Annotated in this window: 16 protein-coding genes; 10 read left to right on the top strand and 6 right to left on the bottom strand. The window is 71.7% G+C overall.

The features are described from left to right. Window positions 1-14 precede the first annotated feature (14 nt). The 4 genes from ABZ565_RS09365 to ABZ565_RS09380 all read right to left on the bottom strand — a co-directional run bounded on the left by ABZ565_RS09365 (window position 15) and on the right by ABZ565_RS09380 (window position 3,974). A complete protein-coding gene (locus tag ABZ565_RS09365) occupies window positions 15-983 on the bottom strand; it encodes an acyl-ACP desaturase (protein ID WP_361022583.1) in 969 nt (322 codons plus the stop codon). Window positions 984-1,157: 174 nt separating this feature from the next. After that, window positions 1,158-2,789 carry an ABC-F family ATP-binding cassette domain-containing protein gene (locus tag ABZ565_RS09370; RefSeq protein WP_361022586.1) on the bottom strand — a complete coding sequence of 544 codons (1,632 nt, stop codon included), beginning with the start codon at window positions 2,787-2,789 and terminating at the stop codon, window positions 1,158-1,160. Window positions 2,790-3,105: 316 nt separating this feature from the next. Further along, window positions 3,106-3,519 (bottom strand): SsgA family sporulation/cell division regulator, encoded by a 414-nt coding sequence (locus ABZ565_RS09375; protein ID WP_361022589.1) that lies wholly within the window; start codon window positions 3,517-3,519, stop codon window positions 3,106-3,108. Window positions 3,520-3,680: 161 nt separating this feature from the next. Next, a complete protein-coding gene (locus ABZ565_RS09380; protein WP_361022592.1) occupies window positions 3,681-3,974 on the bottom strand; it encodes a YciI family protein in 294 nt (97 codons plus the stop codon). Between the two features lie 68 nt (window positions 3,975-4,042). Between ABZ565_RS09380 and ABZ565_RS09385 the strand changes: the two genes are divergently transcribed. Continuing rightward, a complete protein-coding gene (locus ABZ565_RS09385; RefSeq protein WP_361022652.1) occupies window positions 4,043-4,705 on the top strand; it encodes an endonuclease V in 663 nt (220 codons plus the stop codon). A gap of 14 nt (window positions 4,706-4,719) precedes the next feature. Here the strand turns inward: ABZ565_RS09385 and ABZ565_RS09390 are convergent, their stop codons facing one another. Next, complete coding sequence (locus tag ABZ565_RS09390; protein ID WP_361022595.1) at window positions 4,720-5,910, bottom strand: saccharopine dehydrogenase NADP-binding domain-containing protein; 1,191 nt, start codon at window positions 5,908-5,910, stop codon at window positions 4,720-4,722. A 213-nt stretch (window positions 5,911-6,123) separates the two neighbouring features. On the opposite strand from ABZ565_RS09390, the gene ABZ565_RS09395 reads away from it, so the two are divergent. Genes ABZ565_RS09395 through ABZ565_RS09410 form a run of 4 tightly spaced genes read left to right on the top strand, consistent with a single transcriptional unit; the run spans window position 6,124 to window position 11,884 of the window. Continuing rightward, window positions 6,124-7,275, top strand: coding sequence for a CaiB/BaiF CoA-transferase family protein (locus tag ABZ565_RS09395; RefSeq protein ID WP_361022598.1), 1,152 nt, complete (start codon window positions 6,124-6,126; stop codon window positions 7,273-7,275). Beyond that, window positions 7,275-8,417: an acyl-CoA dehydrogenase family protein gene (locus ABZ565_RS09400; protein WP_361022601.1), complete on the top strand. Its 1,143-nt coding sequence runs from the start codon at window positions 7,275-7,277 to the stop codon at window positions 8,415-8,417. The genes ABZ565_RS09395 and ABZ565_RS09400 overlap by 1 nt, the downstream gene beginning before the upstream one ends. 49 nt (window positions 8,418-8,466) lie before the next feature. Continuing rightward, window positions 8,467-9,681 carry an acetyl-CoA C-acetyltransferase gene (locus ABZ565_RS09405; RefSeq protein WP_361022604.1) on the top strand — a complete coding sequence of 405 codons (1,215 nt, stop codon included), beginning with the start codon at window positions 8,467-8,469 and terminating at the stop codon, window positions 9,679-9,681. Between the two features lie 31 nt (window positions 9,682-9,712). Beyond that, window positions 9,713-11,884: a 3-hydroxyacyl-CoA dehydrogenase NAD-binding domain-containing protein gene (locus ABZ565_RS09410; protein ID WP_361022607.1), complete on the top strand. Its 2,172-nt coding sequence runs from the start codon at window positions 9,713-9,715 to the stop codon at window positions 11,882-11,884. A gap of 54 nt (window positions 11,885-11,938) precedes the next feature. Here the strand turns inward: ABZ565_RS09410 and ABZ565_RS09415 are convergent, their stop codons facing one another. After that, the gene (locus tag ABZ565_RS09415; protein ID WP_361022610.1) at window positions 11,939-12,670 is read right to left on the bottom strand and encodes a MerR family transcriptional regulator; all 732 of its coding nucleotides are present in this window, start codon (window positions 12,668-12,670) and stop codon (window positions 11,939-11,941) included. Between the two features lie 114 nt (window positions 12,671-12,784). Between ABZ565_RS09415 and ABZ565_RS09420 the strand changes: the two genes are divergently transcribed. The 5 genes from ABZ565_RS09420 to ABZ565_RS09440 form a co-directional block, all read left to right on the top strand. Beyond that, window positions 12,785-13,261, top strand: a complete 477-nt coding sequence (locus ABZ565_RS09420) for a macro domain-containing protein (protein ID WP_361022613.1) — start codon at window positions 12,785-12,787, stop codon at window positions 13,259-13,261. A gap of 114 nt (window positions 13,262-13,375) precedes the next feature. Further along, window positions 13,376-14,473, top strand: a complete 1,098-nt coding sequence (locus ABZ565_RS09425; protein ID WP_361022616.1) for a helix-turn-helix transcriptional regulator — start codon at window positions 13,376-13,378, stop codon at window positions 14,471-14,473. Between the two features lie 133 nt (window positions 14,474-14,606). Next, the gene (locus ABZ565_RS09430) at window positions 14,607-17,297 is read left to right on the top strand and encodes a M4 family metallopeptidase (protein ID WP_361022618.1); all 2,691 of its coding nucleotides are present in this window, start codon (window positions 14,607-14,609) and stop codon (window positions 17,295-17,297) included. Window positions 17,298-17,425: 128 nt separating this feature from the next. After that, window positions 17,426-18,058 (top strand): TetR/AcrR family transcriptional regulator, encoded by a 633-nt coding sequence (locus tag ABZ565_RS09435; RefSeq protein WP_361022621.1) that lies wholly within the window; start codon window positions 17,426-17,428, stop codon window positions 18,056-18,058. A gap of 55 nt (window positions 18,059-18,113) precedes the next feature. After that, a partial coding sequence (locus tag ABZ565_RS09440) for a tetratricopeptide repeat protein (RefSeq protein WP_361022623.1) occupies window positions 18,114-18,887 on the top strand: 774 nt, incomplete at its 3' end.

Raw genomic sequence — 18,887 nt, forward strand, 5'->3', positions numbered from 1 at the left:
CTTCCGGACACGTCCTACGCGCGGGCGGCCATCCGGGCCTTTCGGGCGGCCAGCTTCTCGTCGAACTTCGCCGCCTCGGTGTCCAGGCCGTGCATGTACAGGCCCAGCTCCTCCTGCGCCTTCAGGCCGTCCGGGCCGAGGCCGTCGATGTCGAGCACCTTCAGATAGCGCAGCACCGGCTGGATGACGTCGTCGTGGTGGATGCGCATGTTGTAGATCTCGCCGATCGCCATCTGCGCGGCGGCCCGCTCGAATCCGGGCATGCCGTGGCCCGGCATCCGGAAGTTCACGACGACGTCGCGCACCGACTGCATCGTCAGGTCCGGCGCCAGCTGGAACGCCGCGCCCAGCAGGTTGCGGTAGAACACCATGTGCAGGTTCTCGTCGGTCGCGATGCGCGCCAGCATGCGGTCGCAGACCGGGTCGCCCGACTGGTGCCCGGTGTTGCGGTGCGAGACACGGGTGGCCAGCTCCTGGAAGGCCACATAGGCCACCGAGTGCAGCATCGAGTGCCGGTTGTCGGACTCGAAACCCTCCGCCATGTGCGCCATCCGGAACTGCTCCAGCTTGTCCGGGTCGACGGCGCGCGAGGTGAGCAGGTAGTCCCGCATCACAATGCCGTGCCGGCCCTCCTCGGCCGTCCAGCGGTGCACCCAGGTGCCCCAGGCGCCGTCGCGGCCGAAGAGCGTGGCGATCTCGTGGTGGTAGCTGGGGAGGTTGTCCTCGGTGAGGAGGTTGACCACGAGGGCGATCTTGCCGATGTCGGTGACCTTGGACTGGTCGGCCTGCCACGCCTCGCCGTCCTCGAAGACGCCGGGGAAGTTGCGCCCGTCGGAGAAGGGGACGTACTCGTGCGGCATCCAGTCCTTGGCGACCTTGAGGTGCCGGTCGAGTTCCTTCTCGACCACCTCTTCCAGGGCGTACAGGAGGTGGGCATCGGTCCATGCCTGGGAACTGGCGAGGTGGGGAGAAGTAACGGTCACGGGGGCTCCTGGGGACGGGAGGACTACCTACGGCTTCGTAGGTTACGAGACCGTAGGTTAAAGCGGCGGTAAGGCTCTGGCCAAGCCCGGACGGGCGAGCGTCGCTCGCTCTGTGTGACCGGAGCGCGAAGGCGGTGTGCGCCGGGCCCGGCGCACACCCCCCTTGTTGCCGCGTCAGAGCCCGGTACGCACCTCCTCGGCCGTGGTCTCCCGCAGCTCGCCGTCGAGCAGCAGCCAGCGGGTGATCCCCAGCGCTTCCAGGAACGGCACGTCGTGACTGGCCACGACGAGCGCCCCCTCGTACGCCTCCAGCGCCTCGGCCAGCCGTCGTACGCTCGCCAGGTCGAGGTTGTTCGTCGGCTCGTCCAGCATCAGCAGCCGGGGCGCCGGCTCGGCCAGCAGCAGCGCGGCCAGCGCCGCCCGGAACCGCTCTCCGCCCGACAGCGTCCCCGCCGCCCGGTCCGCCCGCGCACCCCGGAAGAGGAAGTGCGCGAGCCTCGCCCTGATGTGGTTGTTGGTGGCGTCCGGAGCGAACCGCGCCACGTTCTCCACCACGCTCAGCCCGTCGTCCAGCACGTCGAGCCGCTGGGGCAGGAAGCGCAGCGGGACCTCGGTCACCGCATCGCCGGACACCGGGGCCAGCTCTCCGGCGAGCGTACGGAGCAGCGTGGTCTTGCCCGCCCCGTTGCGCCCCACCAGCGCGATGCGCTCCGGACCGCGCACCTCGTACTGCCCCCGCACCCGTGCCCCGTACGCGAGTTCCAGATCACGCAGGACCAGCACGCCCCGGCCCGGATGGACCCGGGTGTGCGGCAGCTCGACCCGGATCTCGTCGTCGTCGCGGACCAGCTCGACGGCGTCGTCCAGGCGCTCCTTGGCCTCGGCCAGTCGCTCCGCGTGCAGGATCCGGTGCTTGCCCGCGGACTCCTGCGCGGCGCGCTTGCGCGCCCCCATGACGATCTTGGGCTCGCGCTTCTGCTCGTACATCTTCTGCCCGTACCGCTTGCGCCGGGCCAGTTTCACCTGCGCCTCGGCCAGTTCGCGCTTCTGCCGCTTCATGTCCGCCTCGGCGACGCGCACCATGCGCTCGGCCGCCTCCTGCTCGACGGCCAGCGCCTCCTCGTACGCGGAGAAGTTGCCGCCGTACCAGGTGACGGTGGAGTCGCGCAGGTCGGCGATCTGGTCGACCCGGTCCAGGAGTTCCCGGTCGTGGCTGACGACGACGAGCACCCCGTGCCAGGCGTCGACCGCCGCGTACAGCCGCTGTCTGGCGTACACGTCCAGGTTGTTCGTCGGCTCGTCGAGCAGCAGCACATCGGGCCGGGCCAGCAGCAGCGCGGCCAGCCGCAGCATCACGCACTCGCCTCCCGACATCTCGCCGATCGTCCGGTCGAGCCCGATGTGGCCGAGGCCCAGCCCGTCGAGGGTGGCCCGGGCCCGCTCCTCGACGTCCCAGTCGTCGCCCACGGCGGCGAAGTGCTCCTCGCCGACGTCACCGGACTCGATGGCGTGCAGCGCCGCGCGGACCGTGTCGATCCCGAGCGCCGCGTCGACGCGCAACTCCGTGTCCAGGACCAGGTTCTGCGGCAGGTAGCCCACTTCGCCGGACACGCTGATCCGGCCCTCGGTGGGCGCGAGTTCCCCGGCGAGCAGCCGGAGCAGGGTCGATTTCCCGGCCCCGTTGAGGCCGATGAGCCCCGTGCGGCCGGGGCCCACGGAGAGATGGAGGCCGTCCAGGGCCCGGCCGCCGTCGGGCCAGACCAGGGAGAGGGCGGAACAGGTGATGTGGGCGGTGGGGGTAGACATGAGGAATCTCCCGGTTGCGAGGAAGGACAGGGCAACGGGACGAGACACCGGCCACTGGCGTTCGGCGCATTCCGGAAGGAATTCCGGGATGACGGAAGGAAGGCCCTGGTCACGGAGGACGGCTCGGAGAGCTGAGGTCGCACTCGGGCGCGCGGACACGGCAAAGGCCGGTCATGGCATGCGACACGGTGTCTCGGGACCTCAGACCTTCAACGGCCCGCTCCAATCGGCGACGACGAGGACACCGGAGAAGTTACGCGGGGGGCCGGGGAGGGAGCAACCGGATTAACGGGCCCCGCGCAAGCGGGTCGCGGACTCAGCAGGGGCCGAACAGCTCGGTCAGATTCCGGTCCAGGTCCAGGAACCGGTGCTCGTGACCGCAGGGCACCAGTTCCTCGGCCCGCCGCAGGAACCGCCGCAGATCCGCGGTGCGCACATGCACCATGGCGATCCCCTCGGCGGCGTGGAACTCCAGCACCGTACGGTCGTAGCCGAACGGCCTGACCCGGACGTCCCCGAGCCCGGACGGGACCTCCATCCCGGCGGCGAGCAGGTCCCGGGAGAACTGCCAGGACACCTCCGTCCCTTCCAGCGTCGCCGGCGCCGGGAACGCCATGCGTACGGCGAAGGGGTCCGCCCGGTCGTAGCTCAGGACGGCGGGCAGCGTCTCCATCTGCGGCGCGGACGCCACCATGCGGGCCTGTACGGACTGTTCGATGACCGTGGACACGAACCTGCTCCCTCTCGCGACCGGACGAACGGTTCCCGGCATACGGAGAGACGACGGAAGCCGCCGATCCGTGCACCGGGAGGCGGCGTGAGCTGTATCACCGCACACCGCTGCCTGTTCACGTGCCCCGTTCCGGCCGGAGCACCCCGGCCGGCCGCATTTCAGAGCTGCTGGCGGTACGGGGCGAGCGCGTCCGAGGTCTTGGTGGCGATGAACTCGGTGATCCGGTACGCGCAGACGCCCTCGACCACGAACGGGTCGGTCGCCGTCAGCCGTTCGATCGCCGCCCGGTCGTCCCCGACCGCGAGTATCACCCCGCCGTCCCGGGGGTTCTTGCGCCCGGAGGCGATGAACACCCCGGCCTCGTACTGCTGGTCGAGCCAGACGACGTGCGCGCTCAGCAGCGCGTCGACGCGGTCCAGCGGGGCGGTGTAGGACAGCTCAAGTACGAACATGATCTCAGGCTAGCGGCGGGGGTGTTGGAGGCAGCACCTAGGGTGGGTCCACCATGAACGCGCTGCAGATGCCCTCCGACGCCGCCGAGGCCCGTGCCCTCCAGGACGCCCTGCGCGGGCGGGTGGTCCTGGACGAGCCGGGCCCGCCGCCGGGGACCGGCCGGGTGACCGGGGTCGACGTCGCCTACGACGACGAGCGCGACATCGTGGCGGCGGCGGCCGTCGTGCTCGACGCCGCGACGCTGGAAGTGGTGGAGGAGGCGACCGCGGTCGGCCGGGTCAGCTTCCCGTACGTCCCGGGGCTGCTGGCCTTCCGCGAGATCCCGACCGTCCTGGCCGCCCTGGAGAACCTGGCCGCCGACCCCGGGCTCGTCGTCTGCGACGGGTACGGCAGGGCCCACCCCCGCCGCTTCGGGCTCGCCAGCCACCTCGGCGTCCTCACCGGGCTCCCGGTCATCGGCGTCGCCAAGAACCCGTTCACCTTCACCCACGAGCCGCCCGGCCCGGAGCGCGGGGACCAGTCGCCGCTGCTGGACGGGGCGGAGGAGGTCGGCCGGGCCCTGCGCACCCGGGCCGGCACCAAGCCGGTCTACGTCTCGGTCGGGCACCGCACCGGTCTGGACAACGCCGTCGCGCACACCCTCGCGCTGGCCCGGGACTTCCGGCAGCCGGAGACGACGCGCAGGGCGGACGCCCTGTGCCGCAGGGCCCTGCGCGACGCGACGGGCTGAAGGGGCGCGCCCGCTCAGCGCACCGCCGCCACCCGGAACCGCAGCCCGGCCGCGACCAGCCGCTCCAGCAGCGCGTCGCTCATCGCGGCAGCCGTCGTGACCTGCCCCGACGTGGTGGGCAGCTCGTCCAGCGCGAGGCACAGCGCGGACTCCGCGAGCATCTTCGCCGTCTCGTCGTACCCCGGATCGCCGCCCGACACCTCCGTGTACACCCGCCGCCCGCCGCCCTCGCCGACGAACCGCACGGTGAACCAGCTGCGCCGCCTGCGCTCCGCGTCCGGGCCGGCCCCGGGCTCGTAACGGCCCATCAGCCAGTCCCGCGCGGCCGGCAGCTGCGCGGCGCCGAGCAGGAGGCCGAGCGCGGCCGTGCCGCCGAGCGCCACGGGCAGGTGCTCGACCGAGGCGTAGTGGCGGTAGCGGAAGTCGGGGCCGTAGCGGGGCAGCGCCCTCGCCGAGCGGGCGACGACCCGCGCGTCGAGCGTCGGCAGCGGAAGCGCCCAGGTGCCGGTCTCCGGGCTGAAGCGCGGGCGGCCGAGCGGGGCGTGGACGCGGCGGCCGGCCAGCCGGGGTTCGTACAGCCGGCGCTCCTTCGCGGCGCGCGCCGTCTGCGCGCCCCGGCCCATCGCGGTGAGCGCCGAGGCGAACGTACCGCCGGAGAAGACGGCGTTGCTGCGGACGAAGCCGTCGATCCGCAGCGGCACGTCCTCGGGCAGCTGCCGGACCGTGAAGTAGGCGCCGAGGTCGTGCGGCACGGAGTCGAAGCCGCAGGCGTGCACGATGCGGGCGCCTGTCTCGCGGGCCCGGGTGTCGTGCGCCACGTACATCCGGTCCACGAACTCCGGCTCGCCCGTCAGGTCCGTGTAGTCCGTCCCCGCCTCCGCGCAGGCGGCGACCAGCCGTTCCCCGTACCAGACGTAGGGGCCGACGGTCGTGGCCACCACGTGCGCGGACTCGGCCAGCGCGCGCAGCGAACCGGCGTCGGCCGCGTCCGCCTCCAGCAGGGGCAGGTCCGCGCAGCGCGGATCGAGTGCGGTCAGCCGGGTGCGCAGCTTCTCCAGCTTGGCGCGGTCGCGTCCGGCGAGGGCCCAGCGGCAGCCGTCGGGGGCGTGCCGGGCCAGATACTCGGCGGTGAGCGCGCCCACGAAGCCGGTGGCGCCGAAGAGGATGACGTCATAGGGGCGTGCGGGCCCGTTCTGCCTGTTCACGAAAGCCTCCACGGAGGACGGCGCCGGATGGAGCGAGCAGAGGTTAGCGCGGGTGTCGTGGCGGTGTGCGGGCGGGAGGGGGTCATGGGGGAGTATCCATGAATATCCGCGAAAAGAACTAAGCGCTTGCTCGGCCCAGGGGGTTGTGCGGAGCGCGGTGCGTTCTTAGCATCATCGATGTTACATCAGTTGTGTCATACCGCTGGGGGCTCGATGGCGACAACAGGAAACGGCCCGCGCGGCCCGCTCGGCGGCCTGCGGGTGGTGGAGCTCGCCGGCATCGGCCCCGGCCCGTTCGCCGCGATGCTCCTGGCCGATCTGGGCGCCGACGTGGTGCGCGTCGACCGCCCCGGCGGCGCCGGACTCGGCATCGACCCGGCCCGCGACCTCACCAACCGGAACAAGCGCTCCGTGCTGGTGGACCTCAAGGCCCCGGACGGCCCGGACACCGTCCTGGACCTGGCCGCACGCGCCGACGTCCTCATCGAGGGCTACCGGCCCGGCGTCGCGGAACGCCTCGGCGTGGGCCCCGAAGCCTGCCTGGCCCGCAACCCGAAACTGGTCTACGGCCGGATGACCGGCTGGGGCCAGCACGGGCCGCTCGCCGAGCGCGCCGGGCACGACATCGCGTACATCGCGCTCACCGGCACCCTCTCCATGATCGGCCGGCCGGACGAGCCGCCCACCGTCCCCGCCAACCTGGTCGGCGACTACGCGGGCGGCTCGCTCTACCTCGTCGTCGGCATCCTCGCCGCCCTTCAGCACGCCCGGACGCCCGGCGGCACCGGACAGGTGGTCGACGCGGCGATCGTGGACGGCGCCGCCCACCTCGCCACGATGATCCACGGCATGCTCGCGGCCGGCGGCTGGCAGGACCGGCGCGGCGCCAACCTGCTGGACGGCGGCTGCCCGTTCTACGGCTCGTACGAGACCGCCGACGGGCAGTACATGGCGGTGGGCCCGCTGGAGCAGCGGTTCTACGACGATTTCGTCGGGCTCCTCGGCATCGCGGACACCGCCCCGGACCGGAACGACCTGGCCCGCTGGGACGAGCTGCGCGGCGCCGTCGCGGACCGCTTCCGCACCCGCACCCGCGCCGAGTGGACCGAGGTCTTCGACGGGTCGGACGCCTGCGTCGCGCCCGTCCTCTCGCTCCGCGAGGCCCCGCACCATCCCCATCTCGCCGCCCGCGCCACCTTCGTGGACCACGGCGGACTCACCCAGCCCGCGCCCGCGCCCCGCTTCTCGGCCACGCCCACGTCCGTGCGCACCTCTCCCGCCCTGCCGGGTGCGGACACCGAAGCCGTCGCCGCCGACTGGGACGTGCCCGGCCTGCGGACCACCCGGAAGGACACCACCCCCTGATGCAGCGGCAGATCTTCACCGAAGAGCACGACGCGTTCCGCGAGACCGTGCGCACCTTCCTCGCCAAGGAGGTCCTTCCGCACTACGAGCGGTGGGAGAAGGACGGCATCGTCTCGCGCGAGGCATGGCGCGCCGCCGGCCGGCAGGGCCTCCTCGGCCTCGCGGTGCCCGAGGAGTACGGGGGCGGCGGCACCACCGACTTCCGCTACAGCGCGGTCCTGGCCGAGGAGTTCACCCGGGCCGGCACGCCCGGACTCGCGCTCGGGCTGCACAACGACATCATCGGCCCGTACCTCACCGGCCTCGCCACCGACGAGCAGAAGCGGCGCTGGCTGCCCGGCTTCTGCAGCGGCGAGACCATCACCGCCATCGCCATGACCGAACCCGGGGCCGGCTCCGACCTCCAGGGCATCCGCACCACCGCCGAGGACAAGGGCGACCACTGGCTGCTCAACGGTTCCAAGACCTTCATCTCGAACGGCATCCTGGCCGACCTGGTGGTCGTCGTCGCGAAGACCACCCCGGAGGGCGGCGCCAAGGGCCTCTCGCTGATCGTGGTCGAGCGCGGTGCGGAGGGCTTCGAGCGGGGCCGCAACCTCGACAAGATCGGCCAGAAGTCCCAGGACACCGCCGAGCTGTTCTTCAACGACGTGCGCGTCCCCAAGGAGAACCTGCTCGGCGAGCGCGACGGCGCCTTCATCCACCTGATGACCAACCTCGCCCAGGAACGCATGGGCATAGCCGTCGCCGGGATCGCCGCCGCCGAACACCTCCTGGAGATCACCACTGCGTACGTCAAGGAGCGCGAGGCGTTCGGCCGGCCGCTCGCCAAGCTCCAGCACGTCCGCTTCGAGATCGCGGAGATGGCCACCGAGTGCGCCGTCACCCGGGCCTTCCTCGACCGGTGCATCGTGGACCACTCCGACGGCACCCTCGACGCGGTGCACGCCTCGATGGCGAAATGGTGGGCGACCGAACTGCAGAAGCGCGTCGCCGACCGCTGCCTCCAACTCCATGGCGGCTACGGCTACATGAGCGAGTACCCGGTGGCCAGGGCGTTCACCGACGGCCGTATCCAGACCATCTACGGCGGCACGACCGAGATCATGAAGGAGATCATCGGCCGCTCGCTGCTCGCCTGACCCGCCTCCCGAACACCGCTCGCGCCACCACCCTCGAAAGGCAGCTGTCTTGAGTACCGAAGCATTCGTCTACGACGCGATCCGCACCCCGCGCGGCCGCGGCAAGGCCAACGGCGCCCTGCACGGCACCAAGCCCATCGACCTCGTCGTCGGCCTGATCCACGAGATCCGGAACCGCTTCCCCGGCCTGGACCCGGCCGCTGTGGACGACATCGTCCTCGGCGTGGTCAGCCCGCTCGGGGACCAGGGCTCCGACATCGCCCGGATCGCCGCCATCGCGGCCGGCCTGCCCGACACCGTCGCCGGCGTCCAGGAGAACCGCTTCTGCGCCTCGGGCCTCGAAGCCGTCAACCTGGCCGCCGCCAAGGTGCGTTCGGGCTGGGAGGACCTGATCCTCGCGGGCGGCGTCGAGTCGATGTCCCGCGTGCCGATGGGCTCCGACGGCGGCGCCTGGGCGATGGACCCGATGACCAACTTCGAGACCGGCTTCGCCCCGCAGGGCATCGGCGCCGACCTCATCGCCACCATCGAGGGCTTCTCCCGCCGCGATGTGGACGAGTACGCCGCGCTCTCCCAGGAGCGGGCCGCCGAGGCGTGGAAGGACAACCGCTTCGCGCGGTCCGTCGTCCCCGTCAAGGACCGCAACGGCCTCGTCGTCCTCGACCACGACGAGCACCTGCGCCCCGGCACCACCGCCGACTCGCTCGCCGCGCTCAAGCCCTCCTTCGCAACGATCGGCGAGATGGGCGGCTTCGACGCGGTGGCGCTCCAGAAGTACCACTGGGTCGAGAAGATCGACCACGTCCACCACGCGGGCAACTCCTCCGGCATCGTGGACGGCGCCTCCCTCGTGGCCATCGGCAACCAGGAGACCGGCGAGCGCTACGGACTCACCCCGCGCGCCCGTATCGTCTCCGCCGCCGTCTCCGGATCCGAGCCGACCATCATGCTCACCGGACCCGCCCCCGCCACCCGCAAGGCGCTCGCCAAGGCCGGGCTGACCATCGACGACATCGACCTCATCGAGATCAACGAAGCCTTCGCCGGGGTCGTCCTGCGCTTCGTCCGGGACATGGGCGTCTCCCTCGACAAGGTCAACGTCAACGGCGGCGCCATCGCGCTGGGCCACCCGCTGGGCGCCACCGGCGCCATGATCCTCGGCACCCTCATCGACGAGCTGGAGCGCCGGGACAAGCGCTACGGCCTCGCCACCCTGTGCGTGGGCGGCGGCATGGGCATCGCCACCGTCATCGAGCGTCTCTGACCGTCCCCTTTCCTACGGAGAAGACACACCCATGACCGAGAGCACGACCATCCGCTGGGAACAGGACGAGACCGGCGTCGTCACCCTCGTACTGGACGACCCCAACCAGTCCGCCAACACGATGAACCAGGCGTTCAAGGACTCCATCGCGGCCGTCGCCGACCGCGCCGAGGCCGAGAAGGACTCCATCCGGGGCATCATCTACACCTCCGCCAAGAAGACCTTCTTCGCCGGCGGCGATCTCAAGGAAATGATCAGGATCGGTCCTTCGAGCGCGCAGCTCGCGTTCGACACCGGCACCGCCATCAAGAACTCGCTGCGCCGCATCGAGACCCTCGGCAAGCCCGTCGTCGCCGCCATCAACGGCGCGGCCCTCGGCGGCGGTTACGAGATCGCGCTCGCCGCCCACCACCGCATCGCCCTCGACGCGCCCGGCTCCCGCATCGGCCTCCCCGAGGTCACCCTCGGCCTGCTCCCCGCGGGCGGCGGCGTCACCCGCACCGTACGCCTCATGGGCATCGCGGACGCCCTCCTCAAGGTCCTCCTCCAGGGCACCCAGTACACCCCGCGGCGCGCGCTGGAGAACGGCCTGGTCCACGAGGTCGCCGCCACGCCCGAGGAGATGCTGGACAAGGCCCGCGCCTTCATCGACGCCCACCCCGAGTCCCAGCAGCCCTGGGACGTCAAGGGCTACAGGATCCCCGGCGGCACCCCGTCGCACCCGAAGTTCGCCGCGAACCTCCCGGCCTTCCCGTCGAACCTGAAGAAGCAGATCGCGGGCGCGCCCATGCCCGCGCCGCGCAACATCCTCGCCGCCGCCGTCGAGGGCTCCCAGGTCGACTTCGAGACCGCCCTGACCATCGAGGCCCGGTACTTCACCGAGCTGGTCACCGGCCAGGTCTCCAAGAACATGATCCAGGCGTTCTTCTTCGACCTCCAGGCCGTCAACTCGGGCGCCAGCCGCCCCAAGGGCATCGAGGAGCGCCAGGTCCGCAAGGTCGCCGTCCTCGGCGCCGGCATGATGGGCGCGGGCATCGCGTACTCCTGCGCCAAGGCCGGGATCGACGTCGTCCTCAAGGACGTCTCCGCCGAGGCCGCCGCCAAGGGCAAGGCGTACAGCGAGAAGCTGCTCGACAAGGCGCTGTCCCGGGGCCGTACGACCGAGGCGAAGCGCGACGAGCTGCTGGCCCGGATCACCCCGACCGCCGAGGTCGCCGACCTCGCGGGCTGCGACGCCGTCATCGAGGCCGTCTTCGAGGACACCGCCCTCAAGCACAAGGTGTTCCAGGAGATCCAGGACGTCGTCGAGCCCGACGCGCTGCTCTGCTCCAACACCTCCACCCTCCCGATCACCGTGCTCGCCGAAGGCGTCTCGCGCCCCGTCGACTTCATCGGGCTGCACTTCTTCTCGCCGGTCGACAAGATGCCGCTGGTCGAGATCATCAAGGGAGAGAAGACCGGCGACGAGGCGCTGGCGCGCGCGTTCGACCTGGTCCGCCGGATCAGGAAGACCCCGATCGTCGTCAACGACTCGCGCGGCTTCTTCACCTCACGGGTCATCGGCCAGTTCATCAACGAGGGCGTCGCCATGGTCGGCGAGGGCGTCGAGCCCGCCTCCGTCGAGCAGGCCGCCGCGCAGGCCGGCTACCCGGCCAAGGTGCTCTCCCTGATGGACGAGCTGACCCTCACCCTGCCGCGCAAGATCCGCAACGAGACCCGCAAGGCCGTCGAGGAGGCGGGCGGCACCTGGCCCGGTCACCCGGCGGACGAGGTGATCGACCGGATGGTGGACGAGTTCGGCCGCCCCGGCCGCAGCGGTGGCGCGGGCTTCTACGAGTACGACGAGACGGGCAGGCGCACCCGTCTGTGGCCGGGCCTGCGCGAGCACTTCACCAAGGCCCGGACGGACATCTCCTTCACCGACATGCAGGAGCGCATGCTCTTCTCCGAGGCGCTGGACAGCGTCCGCTGCCTGGAGGAGAACGTCCTGATCACCGTCGCCGACGCCAACATCGGCTCCATCATGGGCATCGGCTTCCCGCCGTGGACCGGCGGCGTGCTCCAGTACATCAACGGCTACGAGGGCGGCCTGCCCGGCTTCGTGGCCCGCGCCCGGGAACTCGCCGAACGCTACGGTGACCGCTTCCTGCCGCCCGCGCTGCTGGTGGAGAAGGCGGAGAAGGGCGAGACCTTCCACGACTGACCCGGCGCGCGGAGCGCCGTACCGCCGCTCCCGGCGGTACGGCGCTCCGCGCGTTCACTCGGCGGTGAACGCCGCCCGCAGCTCCTCCTTCAGCGACCGCTGGAACGCGGTCACCAGGGCCTGGAGCACCATCGGCTGCATGTGCGCGGACAGCGACTTCATCGTCCTGAGGTGCTCGGGGTCCGTCTCCCGCTGCCGGTACGGGTTCCACACCTCGTCCCGGAAGAGCCGGGTCAGCTCCTGCGCGGCGGACCGGGTGTGCTCCATCAGAACCGTACGGGCGGCGAGGATCGTCTCGTGCGCGATCGGCACGTCGAGCAGTTCCACGCCGAGCCGCAGCAGCCCCGGGTCCAGCCGGAAGACCCCGTCCTCGGGCGCCGACCGCTCCAGCACCCCCATCGCGGCCAGCCGGTCGAGGTCCTGGTCGCCGAGCGGCCGCCCGGCCCGCCGCTCCAGCTCCGCCCGCGAGGCGTCCTCCGCCGAGTCCGGCGCCCAGGACGCGACGAGGGCCCGGTGGATGGCCAGATCGTGGGCGCTCAGATCGGGCGGCAGCTGCTCCAGGTACCGTTCGATCGCGGCGAGCGTCATGCCCTGGTGCTGAAGCTCCTCGATGAGCGCCAGCCGCGACAGGTGGTCGTGCCCGTAGTGCCCGACCCGGCGCGGCCCGATCACCGGGGGCGGCAGCAGCCCCCGGGTGCTGTAGAAGCGCACCGTCCGCACGGTCACCCCGGCGCGAGCCGCCAGCTCGTCGACGGTGAGCTTCGGCTCCTCGGCCTCGGTCGCCATGTCCGCTCCTCGTGTCCGGTGCTGCGCCCCACTCGGTGCAACAGTATTGCTGTCTCACCACCGATGTGAAAGTGGCAACGAGTCACTGTCAGTGTCGCCCCCTAGCCTGAACGCATGTCCGAGATCACGTACGTACGGGGGGACGCGACCGCCCCCCGGGGCAAGGGCGTCAAGGTCGTCGTGCACGTCTGCAACGACCTCGGCGGCTGGGGCAAGGGCTTCGTCCTGGCCCTCTCCCGCCGCTGGCCCGAACCAGAGGCCGCGTACCGCAGCTGGCACCGCGAGCGCGCGGGGAACGACTTCGGCCTCGGCGCGGTGCAGTTCGTCCAGGTCACTCCGTTCGTGTGGGTGGCGAACCTGGTGGGCCAGCGCGGCATGCGCCGGGGCAGCAAGGGCGTCCCCGTGCGCTACGAGGCCATCGACAGGGGGCTCGTTGCCGTCGCGGACCGGGCGCTGGAGCTCGGTGCCTCGGTGCACATGCCCCGGATCGGCTGCGGCCTCGCGGGCGGTACGTGGTCCCGGATCGAGCCGCTCATAACGACCCGGTTGACGGACCGGGGGCTGTCCGTGACCGTGTACGACTTCGACTGAGAGCAGGGCGCTGCGTTTCCGCCGCTACCGCTGAACGGCCCCCTCTCCGGCGTACGGTCGCGTGGCGGATAGCCTGACCGCCGTCGAACCGGGCGGTGGGCAGGGGGAGGTCCAGTGGCGGACGCCGAAACGGGGCAGGGCGGGGCCGGCCGGCACCCGGGGACGCGGCCGGGCGAGCCGTCGGACGCGTCGCTGCTGACCCTGCTCGGGCTGGGCCCGGACGAGGACGCGGTCTACCGGCTGCTCGTGGACCGGCCCGAGAGCGAACCGGAGGCCCTCTCCCGGCACATGGGCGGGGTCCCGGTACAGGGCGCCCTCGACTCCCTCGTCGAGCGCGGGCTCGCAGGCGCCGACCGGTCCGGGCCGGGCGGACCCGTCCGCTACCGGGCGGTCCCGCCCGTCCTCGGCCTCGGGCCGCTGCTGGAGTCCCGGCGCTCCGCACTGCACCGGGTCGAGTCGCTGGTCGGGGACCTGTCCGAACGGCACCGGGCCGCGCAGACGTACGGGGCCGGCGCCCCGGTGGAGGTGCTGTCCGGCCCGGCGGCGATCCGGCGGCGCCTGGTGACCATGCAGCGTCACGCCAGGAGCGAGGTGTGCACCTTCGTGCCGGCCAGGCACATGCCCGAACTGCTCAGCTTCGAGGACAACCACGAGGAGGCGGACGCCGAGATGATGCGCCGGGGGGTCACCGTGCGCAGCGTCGTCGAGCGGGCGTGGCTGGAGCATCCGGCGACCGCGGACCTGGTGGACGCCTGCCTCGCCCAGGGGCAGCACATATCCGTCACGGACCGGCTGCCGACCAAGCTCGTCATCGTGGACCGCCGTATCGCCCTGCTGCCGCTCGATCCGGACCGGGAGAGCGAGCCGGTCGCGCTCGTCGTCCACCGGACCGGTCTCCTCACGGCCCTGGTCTCGCTCTTCGAGGCGCACTTCGAGAGGGGGCGGCGGCTCGTCCCGCCCGGCGGGGACGGGGACGCCGAGTCGCCGGTCGCGGCGGTCGACCGGCAGATCCTGGCCCTGCTCCACGTCGGTCTCACCGATGCCGCCATCGCTCGCCAGCTGGGAATGGGCCACCGGACCGTGCAGCGCCGGCTGCACACGTTGATGGACGAGGTGGGCGCCGCCACGCGGTTCCAGCTCGGCTGGCACGCCGCCCGGGCGGGCTGGCTGTCCGAAACATCGGACAACTCGCCTGCACAGCCACATTCCTGAGGCGCAATTACGCCACGGCGCCTTCGCGCCAGAGCCATCCCCTTCTCACGTCGCGCTCCATGGCGAACGATCGGCATGTCAACGTCCGGGCCGCCTCCGCGGCTCGGACGCAGGTGTGCGATGGGGAGGTCCAGTGAGACGAACGAGCGCGTTGCGGATGCTGGCGGCCGGGGTGGTCGCCACCGCCACCGGCGCGGCGCTGATGGCCGCGCCGGCCTGGGCGGACGACACCGCCACGGCCCCGCCGGCGGACCCGGCGGGCGTGGCGCCCGCCATGACCCAGGGCCTGGACAAGGCCCCCCGGGCGGGCACCCCGGCCCAGGCGGCCCGGGCCCACCTGAAGGCTCATGAGGACACGTACAAGGTCCCGGTCTCCGAGCTGGCCACGGTCAGGACCACCAAGGACGGCGAACAGTCCTCCGTACGCTTCCAGCAGAAGCACGAGGGCGTCCCGGTCTTCGGCGCCGAGTACGCGGTGCAGACGCAGGCGGCCGGCGGCGGCCAGCAGGTGACCTCCGCCACCGGCACGCTCTACACCGATCTCACGGTCTCCACGACGCCCACGGTGAGCGAAGCCACCGCGAAGCATCGGATGTTCTCCCTCGACCGCGGCCTTTCCGGCGTCACGGGTGCGAGGACCGAGGCGCACGGTCTGACCGTGCTGCCCGACGCCCGGGGCGGCAGGCTCGCCTGGCACTTCACCGTCACCGGTGGCAAGGCCGACGGCAGCCCCCTGCGCCAGGAGGTGTACGTCGACGCCCGGGTGGGCGGCATCGCCCTCTCGTACAACAACATCGACGCAGCCGATGCGTCCCCCGCACAGGGGACGGGCGTACGCGTCGACGGCAGCGAGGCGAAGCTGGAGGTCAACAAGGAGACGGACGGCTCGTACTCGCTCGCCGACTCGACGCGCGCCATGTATCCGCTGACCGGCGGCCAGATACGTACGTACGACGCGCACCGCAAGGACTACAACCTCGTCGCGGGCGGCCCGGTCACCGACGACATCACGCTGGGCACATCGGCGAGCGACCGTTTCGACGGCGCCAACACCACGTCGGGCGCGGTGGACGCGCACCTGAACGCGGCGAAGGTCTACGAGTTCTACAAGGATCGGATCGGCCGGGACGGTGTCGACGGCAAGGGCGGCACGATCTATTCGGTCGTCAACGTCTCGGCGAACGGCAAGGACTATGCAAACGCCTTCTGGGACGGCTCCAAGATGGTCTACGGCCACATGGACGGCGTCCCGCTCTCCGTCGGCCTGGACGTCGTCGGGCACGAGATGACACACGGTGTCACCGAGCACTCCGCCGGGCTCGTCTACCTCAACCAGTCGGGCGCCCTCAACGAGGCGATATCCGACTACTTCGGCAACGCCATGGAGACCGCCGACAAGGGCGTCGCGATGAGCGACCCGGCCTCCGGCCTCATCGGCGAGTACCTCTGCAACGGCACCAAGCCGCTGGAGGAGTGCGCCCTGCGCGACCTGAACGACGGCCGCGACGCGCAGAAGGACTACCTGCCCATCACGCTCGACATCGACAACGGCGGGGTGCACTACAACTCGACCATCGTCGGCGGCGCGCTGTGGGACATGCGCAAGGACATCGACAGCAAGCTCGCCGACCGGATCGTCTACCGGGCCGCGCAGAACTACCTCACCCCGCTGTCCGGCTTCACCGACATGCGCAACGCGGTCACCCTCGCCGCCAGGTCCCTGCACGTCTCCAAGGCCGATCTCGCCGCGATCGGAGAGGCGTTCGACGGCCACGGCATCGAGAAGGACTGGGAGCACAAGGGGAGCACTCAGGACGGGACCACCATCGGCGCCGGCGTCCTGCCCGCGTACGAGGTCTACAGCGGGGTCGACGAGCAGGCCGCCCAGATCAACGGCAACGTCTACGCGATCAGCCACGGCGACGCCATCGCCTGGGACCGGGGCAGTGCCGCCTTCGGCATCACCGTGGGCCGCTTCGACAAGAAGCCGGTGCGTGAACTGGCCCAGAAGGACGCCTACCTGCTCGACCCCTCGCTGGACGACGACCGCATCGCCTTCACCCGCATCACCGCCGACTCCATCGGCATCTACGGGACCGGCGCCAAGGGCCAGGGCGCGATCAAGAAGCTGGTCGACCGCCCCGACGCGGACGAGACCGAGCCGGTGACCGACAACGGAGCGCTCGCCTACATCAGTACCACCGCCGACGGCGAGCAGGACGTCATGCTCCGCACGGCCGGCGGCCGCACGGTCAACCTGACACCCGAGTCCGGTACCCGCGCCGCCCGGCTCGCGATGAAGAACGGCCATGTTGCCTGGGCGGGCGGTGACGGCGACACCCTGTACCTGTACGACGTGGCCAAGGGCACCACGCAGAACCTGCGCATCCCGGGCTGGCTCTTCAACTACGTCTCCGACATCCAGTTCACGTCCGACCGCGTCTTCTGGCGGGAGACGGGCGGCTTCCTGATCCCGAGCACCAGCTTCCGGTCCGCCCCGCTCGACGACCTGTCCGCCGCGGTCAAGCCGGCGTACCCGAAGAGCACCGCCATGGCGCAGTTCTCGGTCAACGACGACTACTTCGCGTATTCGACCTACGACATGTGGGGCGCCCTCGGTTCCTGGACCGGTCCGGGCAAGGTCTACGTCTCCACGACCGCCGACCTCCTCGCCGGCTCCGACAACTTCCGCCGGGTCTCCTGCTCCTCCGGCGCCCAGCTGGCGCCGTCGCTCGGCACCGGGCAGCGCGTCGCCTGGCTGGACACGAGCGCCGCGTCCACCGACGTCGTGACGCGCGGCTCCTTCGCGGGAAGCTGCGACTAGCCGCCACCGGAACGGCGGGGCGCCCACCGCGGGCCGGTGGGCGCCCCGCCGCGCTGGTACGGGGGTACGGAACATGTCACTCTGTTCCGGCTCCTATCGTGGGGCGATCCGGAGGAACGGGAGGGCCCATGACGGCACGCGGTACCGGCGGGGCGCCCCCCGTTCCGGAGACCGGAGGGCCCGGTGCGCCCGCCGACGCGCTGGGGGAGCAGATCCTCGACGCGGCGCGCGAGCAGTTCATGACCTTCGGGCTGCGCCGCTCCACCGTGGACGACGTCGCCAAGCGCGCCGGTGTCTCGCGGGTGACCGTGTACCGGAGGATCGGCAACAAGGACAGCCTGGTGTCCGCCTGTCTGCTGCGCGAGTACCGCAGGTTCGTGGAGGAGGTGGACGAGGCCGTCGCCGCGCTGCCCACCCCCGAGGACCGGCTGGTGGAGGGCTTCGCCGCCGTGCTGCGGCACATTCGCGAACACCCGCTCATCGGCGGGCTGCTGCGCCTGGAGCCCGAGACGATGCTGCCTTTCCTGACCGTGGGGAGCGGCCCCGCCTTCCTCGCGATCCGGGGCTACCTGGCGGGCCGGCTGCGCGAGGTGCGGCGGCTGGAGGGCGGTCCGGAGACCGACCCGACCCCCGTCGCCGAGCTCATGGTGCGGATCACCGTCTCCTTCCTCCTCAACCCGGTCAGCTGCTTCGAACTGGACGACGACACCCAGGTCCGCGACTTCGCCCGCCGCTGCCTGGTCCCCCTGCTGGCCGCCTGAGGGGGAGCGCCCACCCCCCGCCGGACCTGGCCCGCCCCCTCCCTATGCTCCGGGCATGAAATTCTTCGGAATGCGCGCCGGACGTACGAAGCGGTCTCCCGCCGTCCGCGCCGCCGAGCTGTACCAGGCCGGGCGCTACGCCGAGGCCGAGGCCGAGGCGCGCGCCGTGGCCCGGTCACGGCCCCGCGACCGGGAGGAACTCCTGGTGGCGCTGACCGTGGCCGCCGTCTCGACCGGCGCCCAGGGCCGTCACACCGAGGCCGTGGCCGCGTTCGACGAGGCGTTGTCGGTCTCCCGCAAGCTCTTCGGCGCCGGCCACTGGCAGACCCTGAAGCTGCGTTCCGACCGCGCCCAGCAGCTGGCCTCGCTGGGCCGGTTCACGGAATGCGTGGCAGAGAGCGAGGCCGTGGTCCGCGCGGCGGCAGAGGCCACGCACCCGGAGGCGCGGAACGTGGCGGGCGCGGCCACCAACGGCGTCGTCTTCGCTCTCAACGCCCAGGGGCACCACGTGAAGGCCGAGGCCCTGGCCCGTGAAGCGCTGGCGGAGCTGCGCGAGCCGCACCGGATCCGCCTCGTGCTCCAGCTCGGCGTGGCCCGCAGCCTCAACGGCCAGGCACGCCACGAGGAAGCGCTCGCCGAAGCCGCGAACGCCGACGAGCTGCACCGCGCCCTGCCCGAGGCGCAGCGCGGCCCGGAGGCGGGCGCCGTCGACCTGGTCACCGGTACCGCCCTGCTGGGCCTGGGCCGCGTCACCGAAGCCCGCGCCCGGGCCGAAGCCGCCCACGACGCCTGCCTGGCCTCCTTCGGCCCTGACCACCGCCGCACTGGG

Origin of the sequence: Streptomyces sp. NPDC016469 (assembly GCF_040632905.1) — a bacterium.
Lineage (GTDB): Bacteria > Actinomycetota > Actinomycetes > Streptomycetales > Streptomycetaceae > Streptomyces.

Bases quoted from the DNA above. Each gene is read 5' to 3' on its own strand.
- ABZ565_RS09380 (WP_361022592.1), bottom strand. From the start codon at position 3,974: ATGTTCGTACTTGAGCTGTCCTACACCGCCCCGCTGGACCGCGTCGAC.
- ABZ565_RS09395 (WP_361022598.1), top strand. From the start codon at position 6,124: ATGGCGACAACAGGAAACGGCCCGCGCGGCCCGCTCGGCGGCCTGCGG.
- ABZ565_RS09370 (WP_361022586.1), bottom strand. From the start codon at position 2,789: ATGTCTACCCCCACCGCCCACATCACCTGTTCCGCCCTCTCCCTGGTC.
- ABZ565_RS09415 (WP_361022610.1), bottom strand. From the start codon at position 12,670: ATGGCGACCGAGGCCGAGGAGCCGAAGCTCACCGTCGACGAGCTGGCG.
- ABZ565_RS09410 (WP_361022607.1), top strand. From the start codon at position 9,713: ATGACCGAGAGCACGACCATCCGCTGGGAACAGGACGAGACCGGCGTC.
- ABZ565_RS09420 (WP_361022613.1), top strand. From the start codon at position 12,785: ATGTCCGAGATCACGTACGTACGGGGGGACGCGACCGCCCCCCGGGGC.
- ABZ565_RS09385 (WP_361022652.1), top strand. From the start codon at position 4,043: ATGCCCTCCGACGCCGCCGAGGCCCGTGCCCTCCAGGACGCCCTGCGC.
- ABZ565_RS09400 (WP_361022601.1), top strand. From the start codon at position 7,275: ATGCAGCGGCAGATCTTCACCGAAGAGCACGACGCGTTCCGCGAGACC.
- ABZ565_RS09435 (WP_361022621.1), top strand. From the start codon at position 17,426: ATGACGGCACGCGGTACCGGCGGGGCGCCCCCCGTTCCGGAGACCGGA.